General features: G+C 74.3%; 18 protein-coding genes. 10 read left to right on the top strand and 8 right to left on the bottom strand.

Annotated elements, in window-relative coordinates; translation table 11 throughout:
• Window positions 1-77 precede the first annotated feature (77 nt).
• The gene (gene bagA, locus QP089_RS28355; protein ID WP_285915499.1) at window positions 78-1,073 is read right to left on the bottom strand and encodes an ATPase BagA; all 996 of its coding nucleotides are present in this window, start codon (window positions 1,071-1,073) and stop codon (window positions 78-80) included.
• A gap of 221 nt (window positions 1,074-1,294) precedes the next feature.
• On the opposite strand from bagA, the gene QP089_RS28360 reads away from it, so the two are divergent.
• Window positions 1,295-2,344 (top strand): slipin family protein, encoded by a 1,050-nt coding sequence (locus QP089_RS28360; RefSeq protein WP_285915501.1) that lies wholly within the window; start codon window positions 1,295-1,297, stop codon window positions 2,342-2,344.
• Window positions 2,345-2,372: 28 nt separating this feature from the next.
• Here QP089_RS28360 and QP089_RS28365 read toward each other — a convergent pair whose 3' ends face one another.
• Window positions 2,373-3,608 (bottom strand): MFS transporter, encoded by a 1,236-nt coding sequence (locus tag QP089_RS28365; protein ID WP_285915503.1) that lies wholly within the window; start codon window positions 3,606-3,608, stop codon window positions 2,373-2,375.
• An 81-nt stretch (window positions 3,609-3,689) separates the two neighbouring features.
• Between QP089_RS28365 and QP089_RS28370 the strand changes: the two genes are divergently transcribed.
• The gene (locus QP089_RS28370; protein ID WP_285915505.1) at window positions 3,690-4,205 is read left to right on the top strand and encodes a MarR family winged helix-turn-helix transcriptional regulator; all 516 of its coding nucleotides are present in this window, start codon (window positions 3,690-3,692) and stop codon (window positions 4,203-4,205) included.
• A 25-nt stretch (window positions 4,206-4,230) separates the two neighbouring features.
• On the opposite strand, the gene QP089_RS28375 is transcribed toward QP089_RS28370, so the two are convergent.
• The gene (locus QP089_RS28375) at window positions 4,231-5,181 is read right to left on the bottom strand and encodes an NADP-dependent oxidoreductase (RefSeq protein ID WP_285915506.1); all 951 of its coding nucleotides are present in this window, start codon (window positions 5,179-5,181) and stop codon (window positions 4,231-4,233) included.
• A gap of 156 nt (window positions 5,182-5,337) precedes the next feature.
• Between QP089_RS28375 and QP089_RS28380 the strand changes: the two genes are divergently transcribed.
• From QP089_RS28380 to QP089_RS28400, 5 genes are all read left to right on the top strand, one after another.
• Window positions 5,338-5,748 (top strand): winged helix-turn-helix transcriptional regulator, encoded by a 411-nt coding sequence (locus QP089_RS28380; RefSeq protein ID WP_285915508.1) that lies wholly within the window; start codon window positions 5,338-5,340, stop codon window positions 5,746-5,748.
• A 10-nt stretch (window positions 5,749-5,758) separates the two neighbouring features.
• Window positions 5,759-5,917, top strand: coding sequence for a Sp36 family protein (sp36, locus tag QP089_RS28385; protein WP_151540233.1), 159 nt, complete (start codon window positions 5,759-5,761; stop codon window positions 5,915-5,917).
• Complete coding sequence (locus QP089_RS28390) at window positions 5,917-6,378, top strand: RidA family protein (protein WP_285915511.1); 462 nt, start codon at window positions 5,917-5,919, stop codon at window positions 6,376-6,378. The genes sp36 and QP089_RS28390 overlap by 1 nt, the downstream gene beginning before the upstream one ends.
• A gap of 203 nt (window positions 6,379-6,581) precedes the next feature.
• On the top strand, window positions 6,582-7,403 hold the full coding sequence (locus tag QP089_RS28395) for an NUDIX hydrolase (RefSeq protein WP_285915898.1): 822 nt from the start codon (window positions 6,582-6,584) through the stop codon (window positions 7,401-7,403).
• Window positions 7,400-8,341 (top strand): MBL fold metallo-hydrolase, encoded by a 942-nt coding sequence (locus QP089_RS28400; RefSeq protein ID WP_285915513.1) that lies wholly within the window; start codon window positions 7,400-7,402, stop codon window positions 8,339-8,341. The genes QP089_RS28395 and QP089_RS28400 overlap by 4 nt, the downstream gene beginning before the upstream one ends.
• 72 nt (window positions 8,342-8,413) lie before the next feature.
• Here the strand turns inward: QP089_RS28400 and QP089_RS28405 are convergent, their stop codons facing one another.
• Window positions 8,414-9,100: a Crp/Fnr family transcriptional regulator gene (locus QP089_RS28405; RefSeq protein ID WP_067483689.1), complete on the bottom strand. Its 687-nt coding sequence runs from the start codon at window positions 9,098-9,100 to the stop codon at window positions 8,414-8,416.
• A gap of 211 nt (window positions 9,101-9,311) precedes the next feature.
• Here QP089_RS28405 and QP089_RS28410 point away from each other — a divergent pair, with 211 nt between their 5' ends.
• A complete protein-coding gene (locus QP089_RS28410) occupies window positions 9,312-9,938 on the top strand; it encodes a TetR/AcrR family transcriptional regulator (RefSeq protein WP_285915517.1) in 627 nt (208 codons plus the stop codon).
• Here the strand turns inward: QP089_RS28410 and QP089_RS28415 are convergent.
• The 3 genes from QP089_RS28415 to QP089_RS28425 all read right to left on the bottom strand — a co-directional run bounded on the left by QP089_RS28415 (window position 9,935) and on the right by QP089_RS28425 (window position 12,755).
• Window positions 9,935-11,194, bottom strand: a complete 1,260-nt coding sequence (locus QP089_RS28415) for an alpha/beta hydrolase (protein ID WP_285915518.1) — start codon at window positions 11,192-11,194, stop codon at window positions 9,935-9,937. The genes QP089_RS28410 and QP089_RS28415 overlap by 4 nt on opposite strands.
• A gap of 125 nt (window positions 11,195-11,319) precedes the next feature.
• Window positions 11,320-11,880 carry a carboxymuconolactone decarboxylase family protein gene (locus QP089_RS28420; RefSeq protein WP_285915519.1) on the bottom strand — a complete coding sequence of 187 codons (561 nt, stop codon included), beginning with the start codon at window positions 11,878-11,880 and terminating at the stop codon, window positions 11,320-11,322.
• The gene (locus tag QP089_RS28425) at window positions 11,877-12,755 is read right to left on the bottom strand and encodes an SDR family NAD(P)-dependent oxidoreductase (protein ID WP_285915520.1); all 879 of its coding nucleotides are present in this window, start codon (window positions 12,753-12,755) and stop codon (window positions 11,877-11,879) included. Before QP089_RS28425 ends, QP089_RS28420 begins: the two co-directional genes overlap by 4 nt.
• Window positions 12,756-12,937: 182 nt before the next feature.
• Here QP089_RS28425 and QP089_RS28430 point away from each other — a divergent pair, with 182 nt between their 5' ends.
• Window positions 12,938-14,383 carry a sigma-70 family RNA polymerase sigma factor gene (locus QP089_RS28430; protein WP_285915521.1) on the top strand — a complete coding sequence of 482 codons (1,446 nt, stop codon included), beginning with the start codon at window positions 12,938-12,940 and terminating at the stop codon, window positions 14,381-14,383.
• An 18-nt stretch (window positions 14,384-14,401) separates the two neighbouring features.
• On the opposite strand, the gene QP089_RS28435 is transcribed toward QP089_RS28430, so the two are convergent.
• On the bottom strand, window positions 14,402-15,673 hold the full coding sequence (locus QP089_RS28435; protein WP_285915523.1) for a PucR family transcriptional regulator: 1,272 nt from the start codon (window positions 15,671-15,673) through the stop codon (window positions 14,402-14,404).
• Between the two features lie 224 nt (window positions 15,674-15,897).
• On the opposite strand from QP089_RS28435, the gene QP089_RS28440 reads away from it, so the two are divergent.
• Window positions 15,898-18,027, top strand: coding sequence for a SpoIIE family protein phosphatase (locus tag QP089_RS28440; protein WP_285915524.1), 2,130 nt, complete (start codon window positions 15,898-15,900; stop codon window positions 18,025-18,027).
• Window positions 18,028-18,036 lie beyond the last annotated feature (9 nt).

An 18,036-nucleotide genomic window follows, 5' to 3' on the forward strand; every position in this document is an offset into this window, starting at 1 on the left:
CCTCATGCGTGCCGCCTGCGGGGGACGACCCCCCGCACCCCCCGGCAAAGACCGCCGCATGCCCTCGCTCCGCTCGGTCATGCGGCGCCCTGTGCGCGGAGTGCCGCGGCCAGTTCGTACAGGCCGGCGAGGTCCATGCCGTCGGACAGCATCGGCAGCGTGTAGCGGGGCCGGTCGACCGACTCCAGCCGCTCCTTCTCGCGGCGCTGCAGCGCGGTGCGGCGGGCGTGCTCGCCGGCCTCGGCGGCCAGCACCGCGCCGATGGACTCGGCGTTGCTCTCCAGCCCGGCGGCCTTCACCCCGCGGACGATCTCGTCGACGTCGAGGGTGCCGGCGGCGGCCGCGGCGAGGTCGTCCTCCGACAGGACGGGCTGGTGCTCCATGTTGACGATGACGCCGCCGACCGGCAGCCCCACCTCGGTGAGCTCGCGGATGCCGTCCATCGTCTCCTGGACGGGCATCTCCTCCAGCAGCGTGACGAAGTGGACGGCGGTCTCGGGGCTGCGGACGACCTTCATCACCGTGTCGGCGTGGTTGCGGACCGGTCCCATCTTGGCCAGGCCGGAGACCTCGTCGTTGACGTTGAGGAACTTGGTGATGCGCCCGGTGGGCGGGGCGTCCATGACGACGGCGTCGTAGATGAACGAGCCGTCCTTCTTCTTGCGGCGCACCGACTCGGAGGTCTTGCCGGTGAGGATCACGTCGCGCAGGCCGGGGGCGATGGTGGTGACGAAGTCGACGATGCCGAGCTTGGTCATCGCCTTCCCGGCGCGCTTGAGGCTGTAGAACATCTCGAGGTACTCGATGAGCGCCTCTTCGGTGTCGATGGCGAGCGCGTAGACGTCCCCGCCGCCGGGGGCGACGGCGACGCGGCGCTCCTCGTAGGGCAGCGGCGGGCAGTCGAAGAGCTGGGCGATGCCCTGGCGTCCCTCGACCTCGACGAGCAGGACCTTGCGGCCGCCCGCGGCCAGTGCCAGGGCGAGTGCGGCGGCGACGGTCGTCTTGCCCGTGCCGCCCTTCCCGGTGACGACGTGGAGGCGTACGCCGTCCCAGTCGGTGTCTCTCGCGCTCACCCGATCGACCATATCGTTCACTCGGCAAGGACTTCAGAGGCCGCCCGCCCCGATGCAAGTGATCCCTGACACGGTGCCGTCCGCGCCCGTAGATCGTCCGCCGGGACCGTTGCTACGGGCGTGCCCGCGCGGTTAGCTGGGAAACGTGAGACCGGTCCGCGGGCCGGTACGTCCGGGCTCCGAGCGGGTACGGACAGTCCACATCGGAAAGGTGGCCCGTGATGGCAGCGGTGGCCCTGATCATTTTGCTGATCGTCGTGGTGGGCGGCTTGATCACGCTCGCCTCGTCGCTGCGTGTCGTGCAGCAGTTCGAGCACGGCATCGTGTTCCGGTTCGGCCAGGTGCAGCGGGGCGGGCAACTCCGCCCCGGCGCCGTCCGCCGGCCCGGCCTGACGGCGATCATCCCTTATGCAGAGCGAATGCAGAAGGTCAACCAGCAGACGGTCACGATGGGGGTGCCGGCGCAGGACGGCATCACCCAGGACAACGTGAGCGTCCGCGTGGACGCGGTCGTGTACTTCCGGGTGGTCGACCCGGTGAAGGCGATCGTGAACGTGCAGAACTACGGATACGCGATCTCGCAGGTGGCGCAGACGTCGCTGCGCTCGGCGATCGGCCAGGCGGACATGCAGGAGCTGCTCGGCGAGCGCGAGAAGATCAACGTCCGGCTGCGCTCGATCATCGACGAGATCACCCAGGATCCGTGGGGGATCCTGATCGAGCGGGTGGAGATCAAGGACGTGTCGCTGCCGGAGGGCATGAAGCGCTCCATGGCGCGGCAGGCCGAGGCGGAGCGGGAGCGGCGCGCCCGCATCATCACCGCGGACGGCGAGTTCCAGGCGTCCAAGCGGCTGGCCGCGGCGGCGGAGATCATGTCGCAGGACCCGGCGGCCCTCCAGCTGCGGCTGCTGCAGACGGTCGTGGAGGTGTCGGCGGAGAAGAACAGCACGCTGGTCATGCCGCTTCCGGTGGAGATCCTGCGGTTCTTCGACAAGATGGGCGGCGGCGGGCCCGAGCGGTCCGGCGACGGCGCCGAGCGGATGGACCTGCGGGAACGGCTCGCCAAGGCCGAGGCGGACCTGGCGAAGGCCGCCGAGCAGCCCTCGACGCTGGAGTCGGCCGAGGACGTCCCGCCGGTGATCGGGCTGGACGAGCCGAAGCCGCACCACGGGGTGTCCGGCCCGAGCGAGGGCGAGCGGCGCGGCATCGCCGGCGGGGACCGTCCGGCGGGCGGCGGAGCCACCGAGCAGGAGCCGCCCACCGACTTCTGAGCCGGGCCCCGGCCCCGGACCCGCCCGGTCACGGGACGGCCGGGGCCGGCGCCTTCGGCATCGTGAGGGCGCGCACGCCCGGGACCGCGGCCGTCCCCAGGCAGCTCCCGCCGACCAGGACGGCGCTGACCAGGAGCGGGACGGACGCGCCCCACGCGGACGCGGCCCACGGGGCCAGGGCGTAGCCGAGCGGCGCGGCGCCCAGGGAGAGCAGCCAGTCGTAGGAGGTGACCCGGGCCAGCGACCGCGGCGGGACGGTCAGCTGCACGACGGTCTCCCACGTCGGGTTCAGCACGCCGAGCCCGGTGAGCGCCAGCCCGTAGGAGGCGATGACCAGCGGCGCGGGCGCGGCGGCGGCCAGCAGCGCGAGCGGCAGCGCGAACGCGGCGAGTCCGAGGTTGCAGACCAGCACGGGCCTGCGCGGCCGGATCCGCGCGGCCAGCAGCGCGCCGGCGACCAGGCCGACCGCGCCGACCTGCACGGTCGCGACCCAGGTGCCTTCGCCGCCGAGCCGGTCGATCGCGATGGCGGGGCCGAGGGTGAGCAGCACGGCGGACGCGCCGTTCCAGGCGGCGTGCGCGATCAGGCTCGTCCAGTACCAGTCGCGGGAGCGCACCTCGTTCCAGCCTTCGGCGAGGTCGCGCAGCAGCCGGCGGCCCGATCCCCCGTCCGGTGCGGGCGCGACCGCGGCGCGGCGGACGCGGGTGATGGCGAGGAGCGCGGCGCTCGCGGCGAACGAGGCGGAGTCGAGCAGGAACGTCCAGCCGGGTCCGGCGGTGAGGACGAGCGTGCCGGCGAGGGCGGGTCCGGCCAGCCGGGTGGCGCCGTTGGCGGTGCCGATCAGCGCGTTGGCCCGGTGCAGTCCGGCGGCGTCGACCGTGCCGGTGATCATCGGGGAGACGGTCGGGGTCTGGAAGGCCGAGGCGGCGCCGCCGACCGCCTGGGCGGCGGCGAGGTGCCAGAGCCGGGGGTGGCCGCCGAGCAGTTCCAGCGCGGCGAACAGTTGGGCGCCGCAGCCGGCGAGGTCGGTGGCGACGGCGACGGCGCGGGCGTTGAGCCGGTCGGCGAGGACGCCGCCGACGGGGAGCAGCAGCAGGCGCGGCACCATCGCGCAGCCCAGCACCAGGGCGAGCGCGGACGTGGAGCCGGTCGCGCGCAGCACGGCGAGCGTCAGCGCGGCGGGCACGGCGGCGTCGCCGGTCAGGGACAGCACGCGGGCGGTGAACAGCAGCCGGAAGTCCCGGCCGCGCAGCGGATGCGGCATACCGGACAATCTAATTCGACAGCGAACTATTCGTCAACGAACTATTCGCCATCGAAATGATAGGGGTCGTACGATCCGTGCATGGGCGGAACGGAGGAACTCCACGACCGGACCGACGACCACGTCGCGCGGTGGGCGGGGGTCCTGTCCGACCTCGATCCCGACATCGAGGGCGCCGTCACGCGGATGGTGCGCTTCGTGGAGCACATCAAGCGGGTGAAGGACCGCTCGCTGGTCGAGTACGACCTGCACCGGCACGAGTACGACACCCTCCAGGCGCTCGGCGGCCGGCACGGGAGCGCGGCCCCGTCGGAGCTGGCCGCCGACCTCGGCATGCCGCCGAACTCGGTGACCGGGCGGCTGGACGCGCTGGAGCGGCGCGGGTTCGTCCGCCGGACGCCGTCGCGGACCGACCGGCGGCGGGTGCTGGTCGAGCTGACCGACGAGGGCCGCGCCGCCTGGCTCGGCGCGATGGGCGGCGTCGGGCACGAGGAGTACCGCCTGCTCGGCGGACTGACCGCGGACGAGCGCCGCACGCTGTCGGACCTCCTGCGGCGCGTGATGGTCCGCGCCGAGCAGGAGGCCCGCGACACCTGACGGCCCGGCCCGCCGGCGGCCCCGTTCAGGCGGTCGTCAGGACGAGCCGGCCGCGCAGCCCGCCCGCCTCCAGCCGCTCGTGCGCCTTGACGGCGTCCGCCAGCGGGAGCGTGCCGGCGACCCGCAGCGTCAGGCGACCCGCGTCGACCAGCGCCGACAGGTGCTCCAGCTGCGTGCCGTCCGCGCGTATCCACACGTTGTGGACGGTGATCCCGCGCAGCGGCGTCGGCGCGGCCGGGCCGCCGGCGACCGCGACGAACACGCCGCCGCCCCGCACCGCGTCGACCGCCGCGACCCCCAGCAGCGCCGCGTCCAGCGCGCCGTCGACGCCGCCGGGGACGAGCGCCCGCACGGCGTCGCCGAGGTGCGCGCCGCGCGGGACGAACCACTCGGCGCCGAGGTCCCGGACCAGCGCCTCGTCCGCCGCCGAAGCCGCCGCCACGACCCGCAGCCCGCGCTGCACGGCCAGCTCGACCGCGAAACCGCCGACCGCACCCGCCGCGCCCGTGACCAGCAGCGTGCCGCCGGACGGAAGGTCCAGCAGGTCGAGGGCCTGCGACGCGGTGAGCCCGTTCAGCGGCAGCGTCGCGGCCTCGACGGCGGACACCGAGCGCGGCGCGTGCGCGACGGCGGACGCGTCCAGGACGATCGCCTCCGCGTAGGCGCCGAGCGGGACGTCCAGCCGGTCCTTCAGCCCGATGACCTGGTCGCCGACGGCGAACCGGGCGACGTCCGGGCCGACCGCGTCGACGGTTCCGGCCACGTCCCAGCCGATGCCGATCGGGCCGCGCGAGCCGAACGGCGGCATCAGCCCCGCGTCGGCAAGGAGACCCGACCGCGTCACCGCGTCCACCGGGTTCACCCCGGCCGCCGCCGTGCGGATCCGGACCTGCCCGGGACCGGGGTCGGGCTCGTCGACCTCGGTGATCGTCAGCGACTCGGGGCCGCCGGGCTTCTCCACAATGATCGCGCGCATGCCGAACTCCGTCCCTGACCTGGTCCGATGTGGGGGAGGCGGGAAACCCGCCGCACGGTCACTGTGGCCCGGAACAGCGCGGCGCCGGAAGAGGTTACCTTCGAGTGCGATCAGCACCCGGAGGTGAGCCCACAGCATGGCGACCGTGAGTACGACATGACGACGCAGACCGCGGCCGAGCGGCGGCAGGAGGCGAAGGCCGCGTTCGACTCCTACATGGAGTCGTGCCCGACGCACGACCTGCTCGGTGTCATCGGCAACAAGTGGACGTCGATGGTCCTGTACCAGCTGACGCAGGGTTCGCGCCGGTACGCCGAGCTCGCCCGCGCGCTGCCGGGCGTCAGCGCCAAGATGCTCACGCAGACGCTGCGCTCCCTCGAACGCGACGGTTTCGTGGCGCGCGCCGTCACCCCGTCCGTGCCGGTCCAGGTCGAGTACACGCTGACGCTGCTGGGCGAGCGCCTCGTCCCGCTGCTCGACGCCGTCCGGCACTTCGCCGAGCACAACATCGACGAGATCCGGTCGGCCCGCGACCACTACGACGCCGCCTCCGCGGCTGATCGCTAGGCTGAAACCCATGAAGAAGTGGGAGTACGCGACCGTTCCGCTGCTGGTCCACGCGACCAAGCAGATCCTCGACAACTGGGGCCAGGACGGGTGGGAGCTCGTGACCGTCCTCCCGGGCCCGAACCCGGAGAACCTGGTGGCCTACTTCAAGCGGGAGATCCAGTCCTGATGAGCACACCCGAAGAGCGCATCACCGAGCTGGGGCTGGAGCTGCCGGAGGTCGTCACGCCGCTGGCGTCGTACGTGCCGACGGCGCGGACCGGCTCGCTCGTCTACACCTCCGGGCAGGTCCCGCTGGTGAAGGGCGAGCTCAAGGTGACCGGGAAGGTCGGCGCCGAGGTGTCGCCCGAGGAGGCGGCCGAGCAGGCGCGGATCTGCGCGCTGAACTGCGTCGCGGCGCTCAAGGCCGAGCTCGGGGAGCTGTCGCGGGTGGTGCGGATCGTCAAGGTCGTCGGGTTCGTCGCGTCCGCCCCGGACTTCCACGGGCAGCCGCAGGTGATCAACGGCGCCAGCGACCTGCTCGGCGAGGTGTTCGGGGACGCGGGCAAGCACGCGCGCAGCGCCGTGGGCGTCGCCGTGCTGCCGCGCAACGTGCCCGTCGAGGTCGAGCTGATCGCCGAGGTCTCCTGATCCCGGCCTGATCCCGGCCCGATTCCGGCCCGATTCCGGCGGAGCCGGGCCCGGGGACGCCGTAGCCGTGCCCCGGGTTCGGCCCCGCGCCGCGCCCGGGACCGCAGGGTTGACGGAATGCCATTCGGTATGTCCGAATGAACCGCCATGAGTGCGACGAGTTGGGCGGGGCGATGGTGAACGGGCTGAAGTTGCCGGAATCGATGCGGGAGCAGATCGACGACATCCTGGTCGGCCGGGCGCGGCCGGTCCCCGCCCGGCACGCCGCCACCGTCGTCGTGCTCCGCGACCATGACCGGCACGGGCTGCAGGCGTTCATGCTGCGGCGCGTGCGGTCCATGGCGTTCGCGCCCGGTGCCTACGTCTTTCCCGGCGGCTCGGTCGACCCGCGCGACGGCGACGCCGACCTCGCCTGGTCCGGACCGTCGCCGGCGGACTGGGGCGCCGCGTTCAAGGCCGACGAGAAGATCGCGCGCGAGCTGGTCTGCGCGGCGGTCCGCGAGACCTTCGAGGAGACGCTCGTCCTGCTGGCCGGGCCGACCGGCGACACGGTCGTGGACGACACCCGCGGCGACGAGTGGGAGGCCGACCGGCAGGCGCTGCTGGACCGTTCCCAGTCGTTCGGCGAGTTCCTGGGCCGGCGCGGCCTCGTGCTGCGCTCGGACCTCCTGCGCCCGTGGGCGCACTGGATCACCCCGAAGATCGAGCCGAAGCGCTACGACACCCGGTTCTTCGTCGCGGCGATGCCGGAGGGGCAGCGCGCCCGCGACGTCAGCACCGAGGCCGACCAGGTCGCGTGGGTGCGCCCGGCCGAGGCGGTGGAGCGCGCGCAGGCCGGCGAGTGGTTCATGCTGCCGCCGACCCTGGCGACGCTGAGCGAGCTGGCCGCGTTCGACACCGTCGCCGACGTCCTCGCCGTGCCCCGCGAGATCGTCGTGTACGAGCCCACCGCGGAGATCATCGACGGCGAGGCGTGGCTGGTGCTGCCCGAGGACGCCGCCCAGTACTACCCGAGCGGGGCATGACCCGCCGGGTGCCCGCTTATAGGGACTGGTCGCGGGCCGTCATGTGGCGGCTCGCCGGCACGTCCGCGCTGCGGCACCTGGAACGGCTGGGCTGGAACCCGGTCCGGCACCCCGACCGCGCCTCGGGCAGGATGGGCGACATGAGCGAGATCGATGGGATGGGCACGGAACGGGCGACCTGCGTGCTCGCGCCGAACCCGTCCGCGATGACCCTGGACGGCACCAACACCTGGATCATCGGGGAGCCGGGCGCCGAGGAGGTCGTCGTCGTCGACCCGGGCCCCAAGGACGGCAAGCACCTGCGCCGCGTCGCCGACATCATCGCAGGTCAGGGGCGGCGGGTCGGGCTCGTCCTGCTCACCCACGGCCACCCCGACCACTCGGCGGGCGCCGCGAAGTTCGCCGGGCTCGCGGGCGGCGGCAAGGGCGGCGGCGTCAAGGTGCGCGCCCTCGACCCGCGGCACCGGCTCGGCGACGAGGGGCTCGGCGAGGGGGACGTCGTCACCACCGGCGGCCTCGAACTGCGGATCATGGAGACCCCGGGCCACAGCGACGACTCGCTCACGTTCTGGCTGCCGGCGGACCGCGCCGTCCTCACCGGCGACACCGTACTCGGCTACGGCAGCACGGTGCTGGAGGGGAAGCTCGGCGACTACCTGAGCTCCCTGGACCGGCTGCGCGCCTTCTCCGCCGACCAGGACGCGGCGGTGATCCTGCCCGGTCACGGCCCGAAGCTGGACGACCCGCTGGCCGCCCTCGACCACTACATCGACCACCGGCGCGAGCGCCTCGCGCAGGTCGAGGCCGCCGTGGCCGCCGGTGCGCGCACCGCCCGCGAGGTCGTCGAGATCGTCTACGCGGACGTCGACGAGTCGCTGTGGCCAGCGGCCGAATGGTCGGTCCAGTCGCAGCTGGACTACCTGGACGAGCGCTCCTGACGCTCCGCGCACCGCTGAGCGGAGGCCGGGAGGCGCTGCCTGCCGGAGGCGCTCCCTGCCCGAAGGCGCGCCCTACTTGGAGCGCTTGCGCAGCCGCTCGATGTCGAGGATCACCACGGCGCGCGCCTCGATCCGCAGCCAGTTGCGCTGCGCGAAGTCGGCGAGGGCCTTGTTGACCGTCTCCCGGGACGCGCCGACGAGCTGCGCCAGCTCCTCCTGGGTGAGGTCGTGGTGCACGTGCAGGCCCGCCTCGGACGGCTGCCCGAACCGCTCGGCGAGGTCCAGCAGGGCCTTGGCGACCCGGCCCGGCACGTCGGTGAAGACCAGGTCGGCCATCACGTCGTTGGTCTTGCGGAGCCGCTGGGCGAGCGCGCGCAGCAGCTGCACCGCGACCTCGGGGTGCCCGGTCAGCCAGGGCCGCAGGTCGTCGTGGCCGAGCCCGGCCAGCCGGCACTCGGTCACCGCGATGGCGCTGGCGGTGCGGGGCCGCGGGTCGAACAGCGACAGCTCGCCGAACATCTCGCTCGGGCCGAGCACGCTCAGCAGGTTCTCCCGGCCGTCCGGCGCCGTCCGGGTCAGCTTGATCTTGCCTTCCAGGACGACGTACAGCCGGTCGCCCGTCTCCCCCTCGTTGAAGAGCGTCTGACCGCGTGCCAGACGCACCTCCGTCACGTTGGCGCGCAGCGCCTTGGCGCCCTGCTCGTCGAGGGCCTCGAAGAGCGGTGCTCTGCTCAGAACGTCCACGTCGCGGTCGGTCACGCTTCTCCTCCTCGAAACACCTACATGCATAGTGTGACGTACGTCCCACCGCGTACGTGAAGGTAGGGTCACGGCGCGCCGAAACGCAGGACCGCCTCCACGATCCCGTTCGCCCAGTGTACGGACCATCCGGTGAATGCCGTCACACCGGTCTCATCTCCTGTTTTCCGGCGGGCCGCGCGTCCCGGGGCGGTGCTCTATCGTGATCCGGGTGCCGCAGTCCTCGCCGCCCCGGCTCCCACGGGGACGCCACGCGCTGTCCCGCGCGGAGGTCGACCGCGTCCACCGCGGGCGCCTGCTGGCGGCGATGGCCGAGGCGATGACGGAGAAGGGGTACGCCGGCACCTCCGTCGAGGACGTGCTGAGGCGGGCCCGGGTGTCGCGGCAGAGCTTCTACCGGCTGTTCTCGTCCAAGCTCGACTGCTTCATGGCGGCGTTCGACCAGGCCGGCGAGCTGGTGCGGGAGCGGCTCGCGCAGGCCGCGCAGGGCGGAGCCGACCCGGTCGACCGGTTCGATCGGGCCATCACCGCTTATCTGGACGCGCTGGCATCCGAGCCCGGCTACGCGCGGCTGTTCCTGGTGGAGGTGTTCGCCGCCGGGCCCGAGGCCGTCGCCCGCCGCTCGGCGGTGCAGCGCGACCTGGCGTCGGCGCTCGCCGACCTGATGGGCGCCACCGGCGAGTCCGCGCGGTTCGCGTGCCAGGTCGTCGTCGCGGCGATCGGCACGATGGTGACGCCCGCGGTCGCGTCCGGCGACATGGCCGCCCTCCGCGCCGTCGGGCCGCCGATCGTCGACCACGTCCGCACGCTCATCCGCTCGGGCGTCCTGGAGGGTTAGGACGGCCCGATCGCGGCGCGGACGGTGGTGTCCTTGCCGTCCGGGGTCGGCGGGAGGGTGAAGGTCAGGCGTCCGGACGCGGTGGCCCGGGCGGCGATGCGGTGCCCGGGGATCGTGACGGTGTAGCGGGCTCCGGGGCGGTAGGACGGCGGTGTCGTGATGGTCGCGGTACCGCTCGCCTTCAGGGTGAAGCCCTTGGACGTGGCGTCGCTAAGGCGGCTGAACTCCCGAGGGGTGCGGCGGACGAGCGACACCGTCCAGCCCCACTGCGTCCACGTCCGGTCGATCGACGCGTAGGAGACACGGACCGGCGGACGCGGCGGCGCCGCGAACGCGCGCATCAGCGGCCCGATCTCCTCGCGCAGGTCGCGCGCCCAGTACGGGAAGGTGTGCGTGCCGAAGGTGTAGTCGTCGAACCGGCTCGGGATCTTCAACTGCTGGAGGCGGCGGTGGAAGCTCAGCGTCGACTGGTGCGTGAGGGCCTCGATCCCGATCGCTCCGAGGTCGGGGACGCCGTGGTCGAGCGGCCCGGGGATGCCGGTCGCGGTGTAGAGCGAGAGCCGCGTCCCGCGCAGGTTGGTCGCGAGGGTGGCCGGGTCGTGGCCGCGCCAGTTGATCCCGTCGGCGAACCGGGAACCGAAGATCGAGTCGGGCGGGACGCCGTCGTAGGCGGTGGCGACCAGGGAGATCACCCCGTACGCGCCGACCGCGGTGACCGGGTCGTGGGCGATGTCGGGCGCGCCGGAGAACGAGGTCGCCGAGGCGAACGCGTCGGGATGGCGGGCCGCGTAGCTCATCGCGCCGAACCCGCCCTGGGACAGCCCGGCGATCGCCCTGCCGCGCCGCGCCGCGACGGTCCGCAGGTTCCGGTCGATCCACGGGATCAGCTGGCCGACGTGGAACGTCTCCCAGCGCGACGGCCCCAGCTTGGTCTTCGGGTCGGCCCAGTCGGTGAACCAGCCGCCGCCGTCGCCGTCGAATCCGGCATCCGGCATCACCGTGATCAGCGGTTTCCCGGCGGTCGTGGCCTCGGCGCCGCCCTTGTCCACCCAGTCGGAGGCCCGTCCGTTCGTCCCGTGGAACAGGTACAGGACGGGATACCGGGCGGTCGGCCGCTGTTCGTAGCCGGTCGGCAGCAGGATCCGGACGTCCACCGCCCGCCCGAACGCGGCCGTGCCGACGCGGACCGCGTACTGCCGGTCGTCGATCCGCTGGACCCGCTCGACGTGGATCCCGGCGCCGTCGGCGAACCGCACGGACGCCGGAGTCCGCGGGGCGGCCTCGGCGGGCCCTGGCGCGAGGAGGACGGGGCCCCGGCCGACACCAGCGCCGTCGCGATGAACCGTCGTGCGCGCATTCGGGGACCTCCCGGGGAGAAGGGTCAGCGTCGGGGACGGGGCGCGTCGGGGCGCACGCGCAGCGTGTCGATCACGGTCGCGAGCATCTCGTAATGGCCGGCGAGCATGCAAAGCTCGACGCATTCGGGCTCGGTGAGGCGGGCGCGCAGCCGCGCCCAGGTCTCGTCGGAGAGGTCCTGCCGGTGGTGCAGCTCGTCGGCGGCGGCGAGGATCGCCTGCTCGCGCGGGTTCCAGCCGTCGGCGTCCGGGCCTTTCTTGAGGCGTTCGACGTCCGCCGCGCGGACCCCGGCGCGGCGGCCGAGCCGCACGTGGTGGTCGAACTCGTAGCGGCAGTCGCGCAGGTGGGCGACGCGCAGGATCACCAGTTCGGTCTCGCGGCGCGCGAGCCTCCCGCCCGGCATCAGGCGCCCGCCGAACCACAGCCAGCCGCGGAACAGCCCGCGCTGCCGCGCGAGGGTGAGGAACAGGTTGGGCGGCCCGGTCCCGGCGACCCGTCCGGAGACCGCGCAGATCAGCCAGTTGACGAGCCCGACATCGCGGATCCCGCCCGGCGCCACCCGCGGCGCGTCCGGCGGGGCGCTCACAGGCCGCGGCCCGGCTGCGGCGTGGTCAGCGCGGCGTGCTCCTCGCGCGCGATCTCCAGGGCGCGGCGCATCCCCGGCTGGACGAGCCGCTCCAGCACGGGCTGGAGCGCGGCGCGCGCGGGCAGCGCCCCGGCCACCCACCAGGGCGCCACGATCCGGCGGGACCGGCGGGCGATGCCGCGCTCCAGGGCGTCGATCCCGGCCTCCAGCGGCGCGACCCGCGACATCGCCCCGCCCCGCGTGCCCTTGGACAGCGCGGCGGCGGCCTCGGTGCCGAAGCCGCGGCTGGTCATGTCGGTGTCGAGCTCGGCGAAGTAGGCGACGCCGGCCTTGGCGCCCCACGGCCGGAGCTCGACGCGCAGGGTGTCGCCGAGCGCCTCGGCCGCCGCCTTGGACGCGCTGTAGGCGCCGAGCAGCGGCAGGTGGACGGCGGCGGCGAGCGACGCGATGGTCAGCGCGTAGCCGCGCGGGTGGCTGATGTGCGGGCCGGCGGCCGACAGCGTGTTGTGGACGCCGAGGACGTTCACCCGCAGGCTCTGCTCCAGCACCGCCGGGTCGCCGCCGATCACCGGCATCTGCGCGGCGACGCCCGCGTTCGCGACGACGGCGTCGAGGCCGCCGAGCGCGCGGGCGGCCTCGTCCACGGCGGTGCGGACGCGCTCGCGGTCGGTCACGTCGCAGCTCCACCAGGGGGCGTCCCCGCAGCCGGCGGCGGTGGCGGCGAGCAGGTCGGGTTCGAGGCCGGCCAGGGCGACCCGCGCGCCGCGCGCGTGCAGCCGGGCGGCCAGCGCCGCGCCGATGCCGCGCGCCGCCCCGGTGATCAGCACGCGCCGGCCCGCCAGGGTGGCCGTCCAGCGTGCGGAGTCGTAGATCATGCCGGGACGGTAGCATAAAAATACACACTCGTCTTTTTAAGTGGACGCGGGTCTCACGACCCCGTCGATCGGGAAAGTCCGCAAAACCTCGTAATCAAGTGAGCAATCGGGCGTCTTATGCGGCGGCGGATGGCGACCTACGAGGGTTGTGATCAGATGCGTGCTCTGGGTTGGATGTCGTCGTGGTGACAGGCGCGGGGACCGAGCCGGACGCCGATCTGGCGGCCGCCGCCGGCGCGGGCGACGAGCGTGCGTCCGACGAGCTGTACCGGCGGCACCACGCGGCCGTCCTGGGCTATGCCCGCGGGCTGGTCCGCGACCAGCACCTCGCGGAGGACCTGACCAGCGAGGCGTTCGCCCGGACGCTCGCGGCGCTGCGCCAGGGCGGCGGGCCCCGCGAGGCGTGCCGGCCCTACCTGTACACGGTCGTGCGCAACGCGGCGGTGGACTGGGCGCGCACCGACCGCCGCACCGTCGTCACCGACCAGGTCGCCGACTGGGCCGCCGGCCCGCCGGACGAGCTGCCGGACGTCGACGAGCTGGACGCCCTCGTCCGCGCGTTCCGGTCGCTGCCGGAGCGCTGGCAGACCGTCCTGTGGCACACCGTCATCGAGGACGAGCCCGTCCAGCGGGTCGCGGAGATCCTCGGGATGGAGGCGGGCGCGGTCGCCCAGCTGGCGTTCCGGGCCCGCGAGGGGCTCCGGCAGGCGTTCCTCGCCGCGAGCTGCGAGGGCCATCCGGACTGCGCGGAGTTCACCGCGCAGCTCGCCGCGTCCGTCCGCCGCCCGGGCCGGCGCCGCAGCCGCGCGCTGCGCCGCCACCTGGAGTCCTGCGAGCGGTGCCGCCGCACGGCCGAGGAGATGTCCGACCTGAACGGGCGGCTGCGGCGCGCGCTGCCGATCGGCGCCGTGCTGCTCGCCGCGCCGACCGCCTCGTTCGGGAACTTCGCCCCGGCCGCGTCGCTGCCCGGCTGGGCCGTCCCGGCGGGAGTCGCGGCGGCCACGGCGGCGGTCCTGGGCATCCTGTTCGCCACGGGCGGCGACGATCCGCCCGGCACGGTGCGCGCCGCTCCGCCGACCGCCGCGCCGCTGCCCTCCGCGAGCACGGCCGCGCCCGCGCGGGAGCCGGCGGCCCCCGGCAAGCCCGACCACGCCCGCGGCCGGAAACCCGCCGGGCACGGAGCGCCCGGCGGACCGAACGGCGCGCCGGCGGGCGGCGCCCCGGCGGCGGGCGGTGCCGGCCGGGTGCGCAACACCACCTTGCAGTCGTGCCTGGCCCCTTCCGGTACCGACGTCGTGCAGCGCTCCTGCACCGACTCCTCGACGCAGTGGCGGCGCAAGAACACCGGAGGCGGCTTCACGCTGACGAGCGTCTCCACCGGGAAATGCATGGCCCGCGGGCAGCTGTCGGCCGGGCCCATGTGGGAGGGCGGGCAGCAGTACTCCGTCGTGATGGCGCCCTGCGGCGGATCCCATCAGGTATGGAAGCTGGTGCAGTTCGGGGGCGTCTACCGGCTGGCCAACGGCGACGGCTGGTACCTGCAAGCGAGCTGGTCGGGCCTGGTGCCGGTGACGCTCAAGCCGTCCTCGTACGCGGGGATGGCCGCCCAGGGCTGGTCCGTGGGCTGACCGTCCCCGCGCCGGCGGTCAGCCGTAGCGGAGCTGGTCGCGCGCGGACGGCTCGGGATTGAGCGCGAGCCACGCCCGCAGCGCCATGTGCAGTTCCAGCCGGTCCGACGTCGCGTGGATCGTGTCGCCGAACAGGTCCTCCAGCTGCCGGAACCGGTACCGGACGGTCTGCGGGTGCACGTGCAGGTGGCCGGAGACCGCCGTGGCGTTGAACCCGCACTCCAGCGAGGCCAGCAGGGTCTCGGCGAGCCGGTGCCGCTGCGCCGGGCGGGCCGCCAGCAGCGGCGCCAGCCGCCGCTCGATCACCTTCTCCACCAGCTCCCGCTCCCGCATCATCACGATGATCGGCATGTGCAGCTCGGCGGCGATGGGCGTGTCCCGCCCGGCCGGATCCTCCTCGATCAGCCCCTGGTCGGCCAGGTCCAGCGCGTCCCGCGCCCAGCGCAGCGACCGCGCCGCGCCGGCCGGGTCGACGGCCGGGCCGATCGCGGCGGTCCAGCCGTCCAGCCGCCCCTCCAGCAGCCGGGCCCGGCCGGGGCCCTCCGGGTCCGGGACGACCAGGCAGGGCTCGGCGCGGTGCAGGCCGAGCAGCACGTCGGGCGGCAGGGACGGGCGCCGGGTCTCCGGGCCGCGCTCGCGCAGCGCCACGGCCGCGACCGTCCGGGGCAGCGGCCAGGACGCCTCGGCGGCCGCCTCCCGCAGCTGCCGCGGGGCCGGGGCGGGCTCGTCCAGCAGCAGGTCCAGCAGCCGGCGCCGGTGGTCCTGCTGCGCTCCGGCCGCCCGCGCGGCGGCGTCGGCGTGGCCCTCGGCGACCGCCGAGGCGAGCTGGCTCATGTAGTCGAACACCGCGTTGGCGATCCCGGCCATGGTCGGCGCGCCGGCCCGGTAGCCGAGCCGTCCCGCCCGCTCGGTGAGCTGCTCGACCGCCACGCCGGCGCCGATCCGGGTCGCCGCGTGCCAGGACTCCAGCGTGCGCCCCTCGCCGGCCTCGCCGGCCCCGACCCGCCGCCAGAAGTCCAGGACGTCGGCGGAGGAGACGCCCGGATCGGCCAGCAGGTCCAGGAAGTGGCCGATCGCGCACTCGACCGCGGCCTCCAGCCCCCGGGTGTACTTGGGGTCGTGGGGCCGGACGAACTCCGGCAGCCGCTTCTCGATCCGGCGCGTCGCCTCCTCGGCGACGGCGGGCACCTGGCCGCGCAGCTCGCGGGCCATCCGGGCGGAGCCGTCGAAGGACAGGCCGAGGTCGATGCGGCGCACGGGAAGGGGAACCACCTGGCTGAAGTCAGACAATGAGATCTCCTTCGCGGGGGACGAGGTACACAGAAGACGGCCGGAACCGCCCGCGATTACGGACTTTCGCCGGAGATTTCCGTGGCGGTTCCGCTACCGGGAGCTTTGCCACGTCTTGCCCAAGGCTGGAGCGATTCCTGGGACAGTGGCCCGTCCTGCGGGTACGTTGAATGATCTGACCTGCGACAACCGGGGCACAGCAGACTTCTGCGGGGCGGATGCCATTGGACACCCAGACCGACACTCCGCCGGCCGGAGGCGCCGCCGGCGGCCGCGCGGCGGACGGCGCGCCGATCACCGACTGGGCGTTCGACCAGTCGCCGTTCGCGGTGGCCGTCCACGACACGGACCTGGTGTGCCTGCGCGTCAACGAGCGCCTGTGCCGGATGTTCGAGATGACCGAGGACCAGCTCCGCGGGCGGCGCCTCACCGACGCGCTGCCCGGTCCCCAGTTCGAGGCGCTGGCGCGCTACATGCGCCAGGTGCTCGACACGGGCGAGCCGGTGCACCGGGAGACCTTCCGCAAGGTGCCCGGCGAGGACCTCGAACGGGCCTGGTCGGTGTCCATCGCCCCGCTCAAGGACGGGCAGGGCAGGACGCGCGCGGTGTGGGTCGGCGTGCTCGACATCACCGAGCAGTACCGGGCGCGGCAGCGGCTGGCGCTGGTCAACGAGGCCAGCACCGCCATCGGCAGCACGCTGGACGTCACCCGGACCGCCAGGGAACTGGTCGAGGTGGTGCTGCCGCGGCTGGCCGACGTGGCCGTCGTCGACCTGCTCGACTCCGTCATGGCGGGGGACGAGCCGCTTCCCGGGCCGGTCCCGGCCACGGTCGTCATGCGGCGCGCCGCCCACGGGTCCGCCGACGCGCGCGTGCCGAGCGCGGTGCGGCCCGGCGACATCGACCACTACCCGGAGTCCTCCCCCCTGGTCCGCGCCCTCACCGGCGGCGAACCGGTGCTGACCGGTCTCGGCGACCCCGGGTTCCTGTCCGCGATCAGCCACAACCCCGAGCGGGCGGAGACCGTCGTCGAGCACGGCCTGCACTCGGTGCTCGCCGTGCCGATCCGGGCCCGCGGGATCACCCTCGGCGTCGCGACCTTCCTGCGCGGCCGCGACCGCGAGCCGTTCGCGCCGGACGACGTGCTGCTCGCCGAGGAGCTCACCGCGCGGGCCGCGGTCTGCCTCGACAACGCCCGCCGCTACACCCGCGAGCGCGCGACCGCGCTGGCGCTGCAGCGCAGCCTGCTGCCGCAGCGGTTCCCGGAGCAGTCCGCGGTGGAGGTCGCGGGCCGCTACCTGCCCGCCGGCGCGCAGGCCGGCGTCGGCGGGGACTGGTTCGACGTGATCCCGCTGTCGGGGTCGCGGGTCGCGCTGGTCGTCGGCGACGTCGTCGGCCACGGGGTGCACGCGTCCGCCGCGATGGGCCGGCTCCGCACCGCCGTGCGCACGCTCGCCGACATCGACCTGCCACCGGACGAGCTGCTCACCCACCTCGACGACCTGGTCGGCCGCCTCGCGACGGAGACAGACGGCACCGGGCCCGGCGAGCAGCATCCCGACCTCGGCGCCACCTGCCTGTACGCGGTGTACGACCCGGTGTCGCGGCTGTGCAGCATCGCCCGCGCCGGGCACTGCCCGCCCGTGCTCGTCACCCCCGACGGCTCCGCCGACTTCGTCGACGTGCCCGCCGGCCCGCCCCTCGGCCTCGGCGGCCTGCCCTTCGAGAGCGCCGAGATGGAACTCCCCGTGGGCAGCACCCTCGCGCTCTTCACCGACGGCCTGGTCGAGGAACGCGACCGCGACATCGACGTGGGCCTGCAGCGCCTGCGCCGCGCGCTGACCCGGACGTCCCCGTCGCCGGAGGCCGCCTGCGAGCACGTCCTCGGCTCGGTGCTGCCGGAACGGCCGGTGGACGACGCGGCCCTGCTGGTCGCCCGCACCCGGGAGCTGAAGCCCGACCAGGTCGCCACCTGGGACCTGCCCAGCGACCCGGCCGTCGTCGCCGACGTCCGGCGGCACGTCACGGAGCAGCTGGCCGCGTGGGGCCTGGACGAGGCCGCGTTCGTGACCGAGCTCGTGGCGAGCGAGCTGGTCACCAACGCGATCCGGCACGCCGAGGGCCCGATCCGGCTGCGGCTGATCCGGGACCGGACGCTGGTCTGCGAGGTCTCCGACGGCAGCGAGACCGCCCCGCACCTGCGCCGCGCCCGCGTCTTCGACGAGGGCGGCCGCGGCCTGCTCCTGGTCGCCCAGCTCACCCAGAGCTGGGGGACGCGCCAGACCGCCCGCGGCAAGACCATCTGGGCCGAGCAGCCCCTGCTCGCGCAGGCCGGCCTCGACGGCCTCGCCTGACGGCCCGGC

Origin of the sequence: Actinomadura opuntiae, from assembly GCF_030283205.1 — a bacterium.
Lineage (GTDB): Bacteria > Actinomycetota > Actinomycetes > Streptosporangiales > Streptosporangiaceae > Spirillospora.

What these genes read in the sequence shown, in the direction of transcription:
- QP089_RS28425 (WP_285915520.1), bottom strand. Translation starts at nt 12,755, where the DNA reads ATGATCTACGACTCCGCACGCTGGACGGCCACCCTGGCGGGCCGGCGC.
- QP089_RS28370 (WP_285915505.1), top strand. Translation starts at nt 3,690, where the DNA reads ATGGGCGGAACGGAGGAACTCCACGACCGGACCGACGACCACGTCGCG.
- QP089_RS28365 (WP_285915503.1), bottom strand. Translation starts at nt 3,608, where the DNA reads ATGCCGCATCCGCTGCGCGGCCGGGACTTCCGGCTGCTGTTCACCGCC.
- QP089_RS28360 (WP_285915501.1), top strand. Translation starts at nt 1,295, where the DNA reads ATGGCAGCGGTGGCCCTGATCATTTTGCTGATCGTCGTGGTGGGCGGC.
- QP089_RS28390 (WP_285915511.1), top strand. Translation starts at nt 5,917, where the DNA reads ATGAGCACACCCGAAGAGCGCATCACCGAGCTGGGGCTGGAGCTGCCG.
- QP089_RS28380 (WP_285915508.1), top strand. Translation starts at nt 5,338, where the DNA reads ATGACGACGCAGACCGCGGCCGAGCGGCGGCAGGAGGCGAAGGCCGCG.
- QP089_RS28375 (WP_285915506.1), bottom strand. Translation starts at nt 5,181, where the DNA reads ATGCGCGCGATCATTGTGGAGAAGCCCGGCGGCCCCGAGTCGCTGACG.
- QP089_RS28395 (WP_285915898.1), top strand. Translation starts at nt 6,582, where the DNA reads ATGCGGGAGCAGATCGACGACATCCTGGTCGGCCGGGCGCGGCCGGTC.
- sp36 (WP_151540233.1), top strand. Translation starts at nt 5,759, where the DNA reads ATGAAGAAGTGGGAGTACGCGACCGTTCCGCTGCTGGTCCACGCGACC.
- QP089_RS28400 (WP_285915513.1), top strand. Translation starts at nt 7,400, where the DNA reads ATGACCCGCCGGGTGCCCGCTTATAGGGACTGGTCGCGGGCCGTCATG.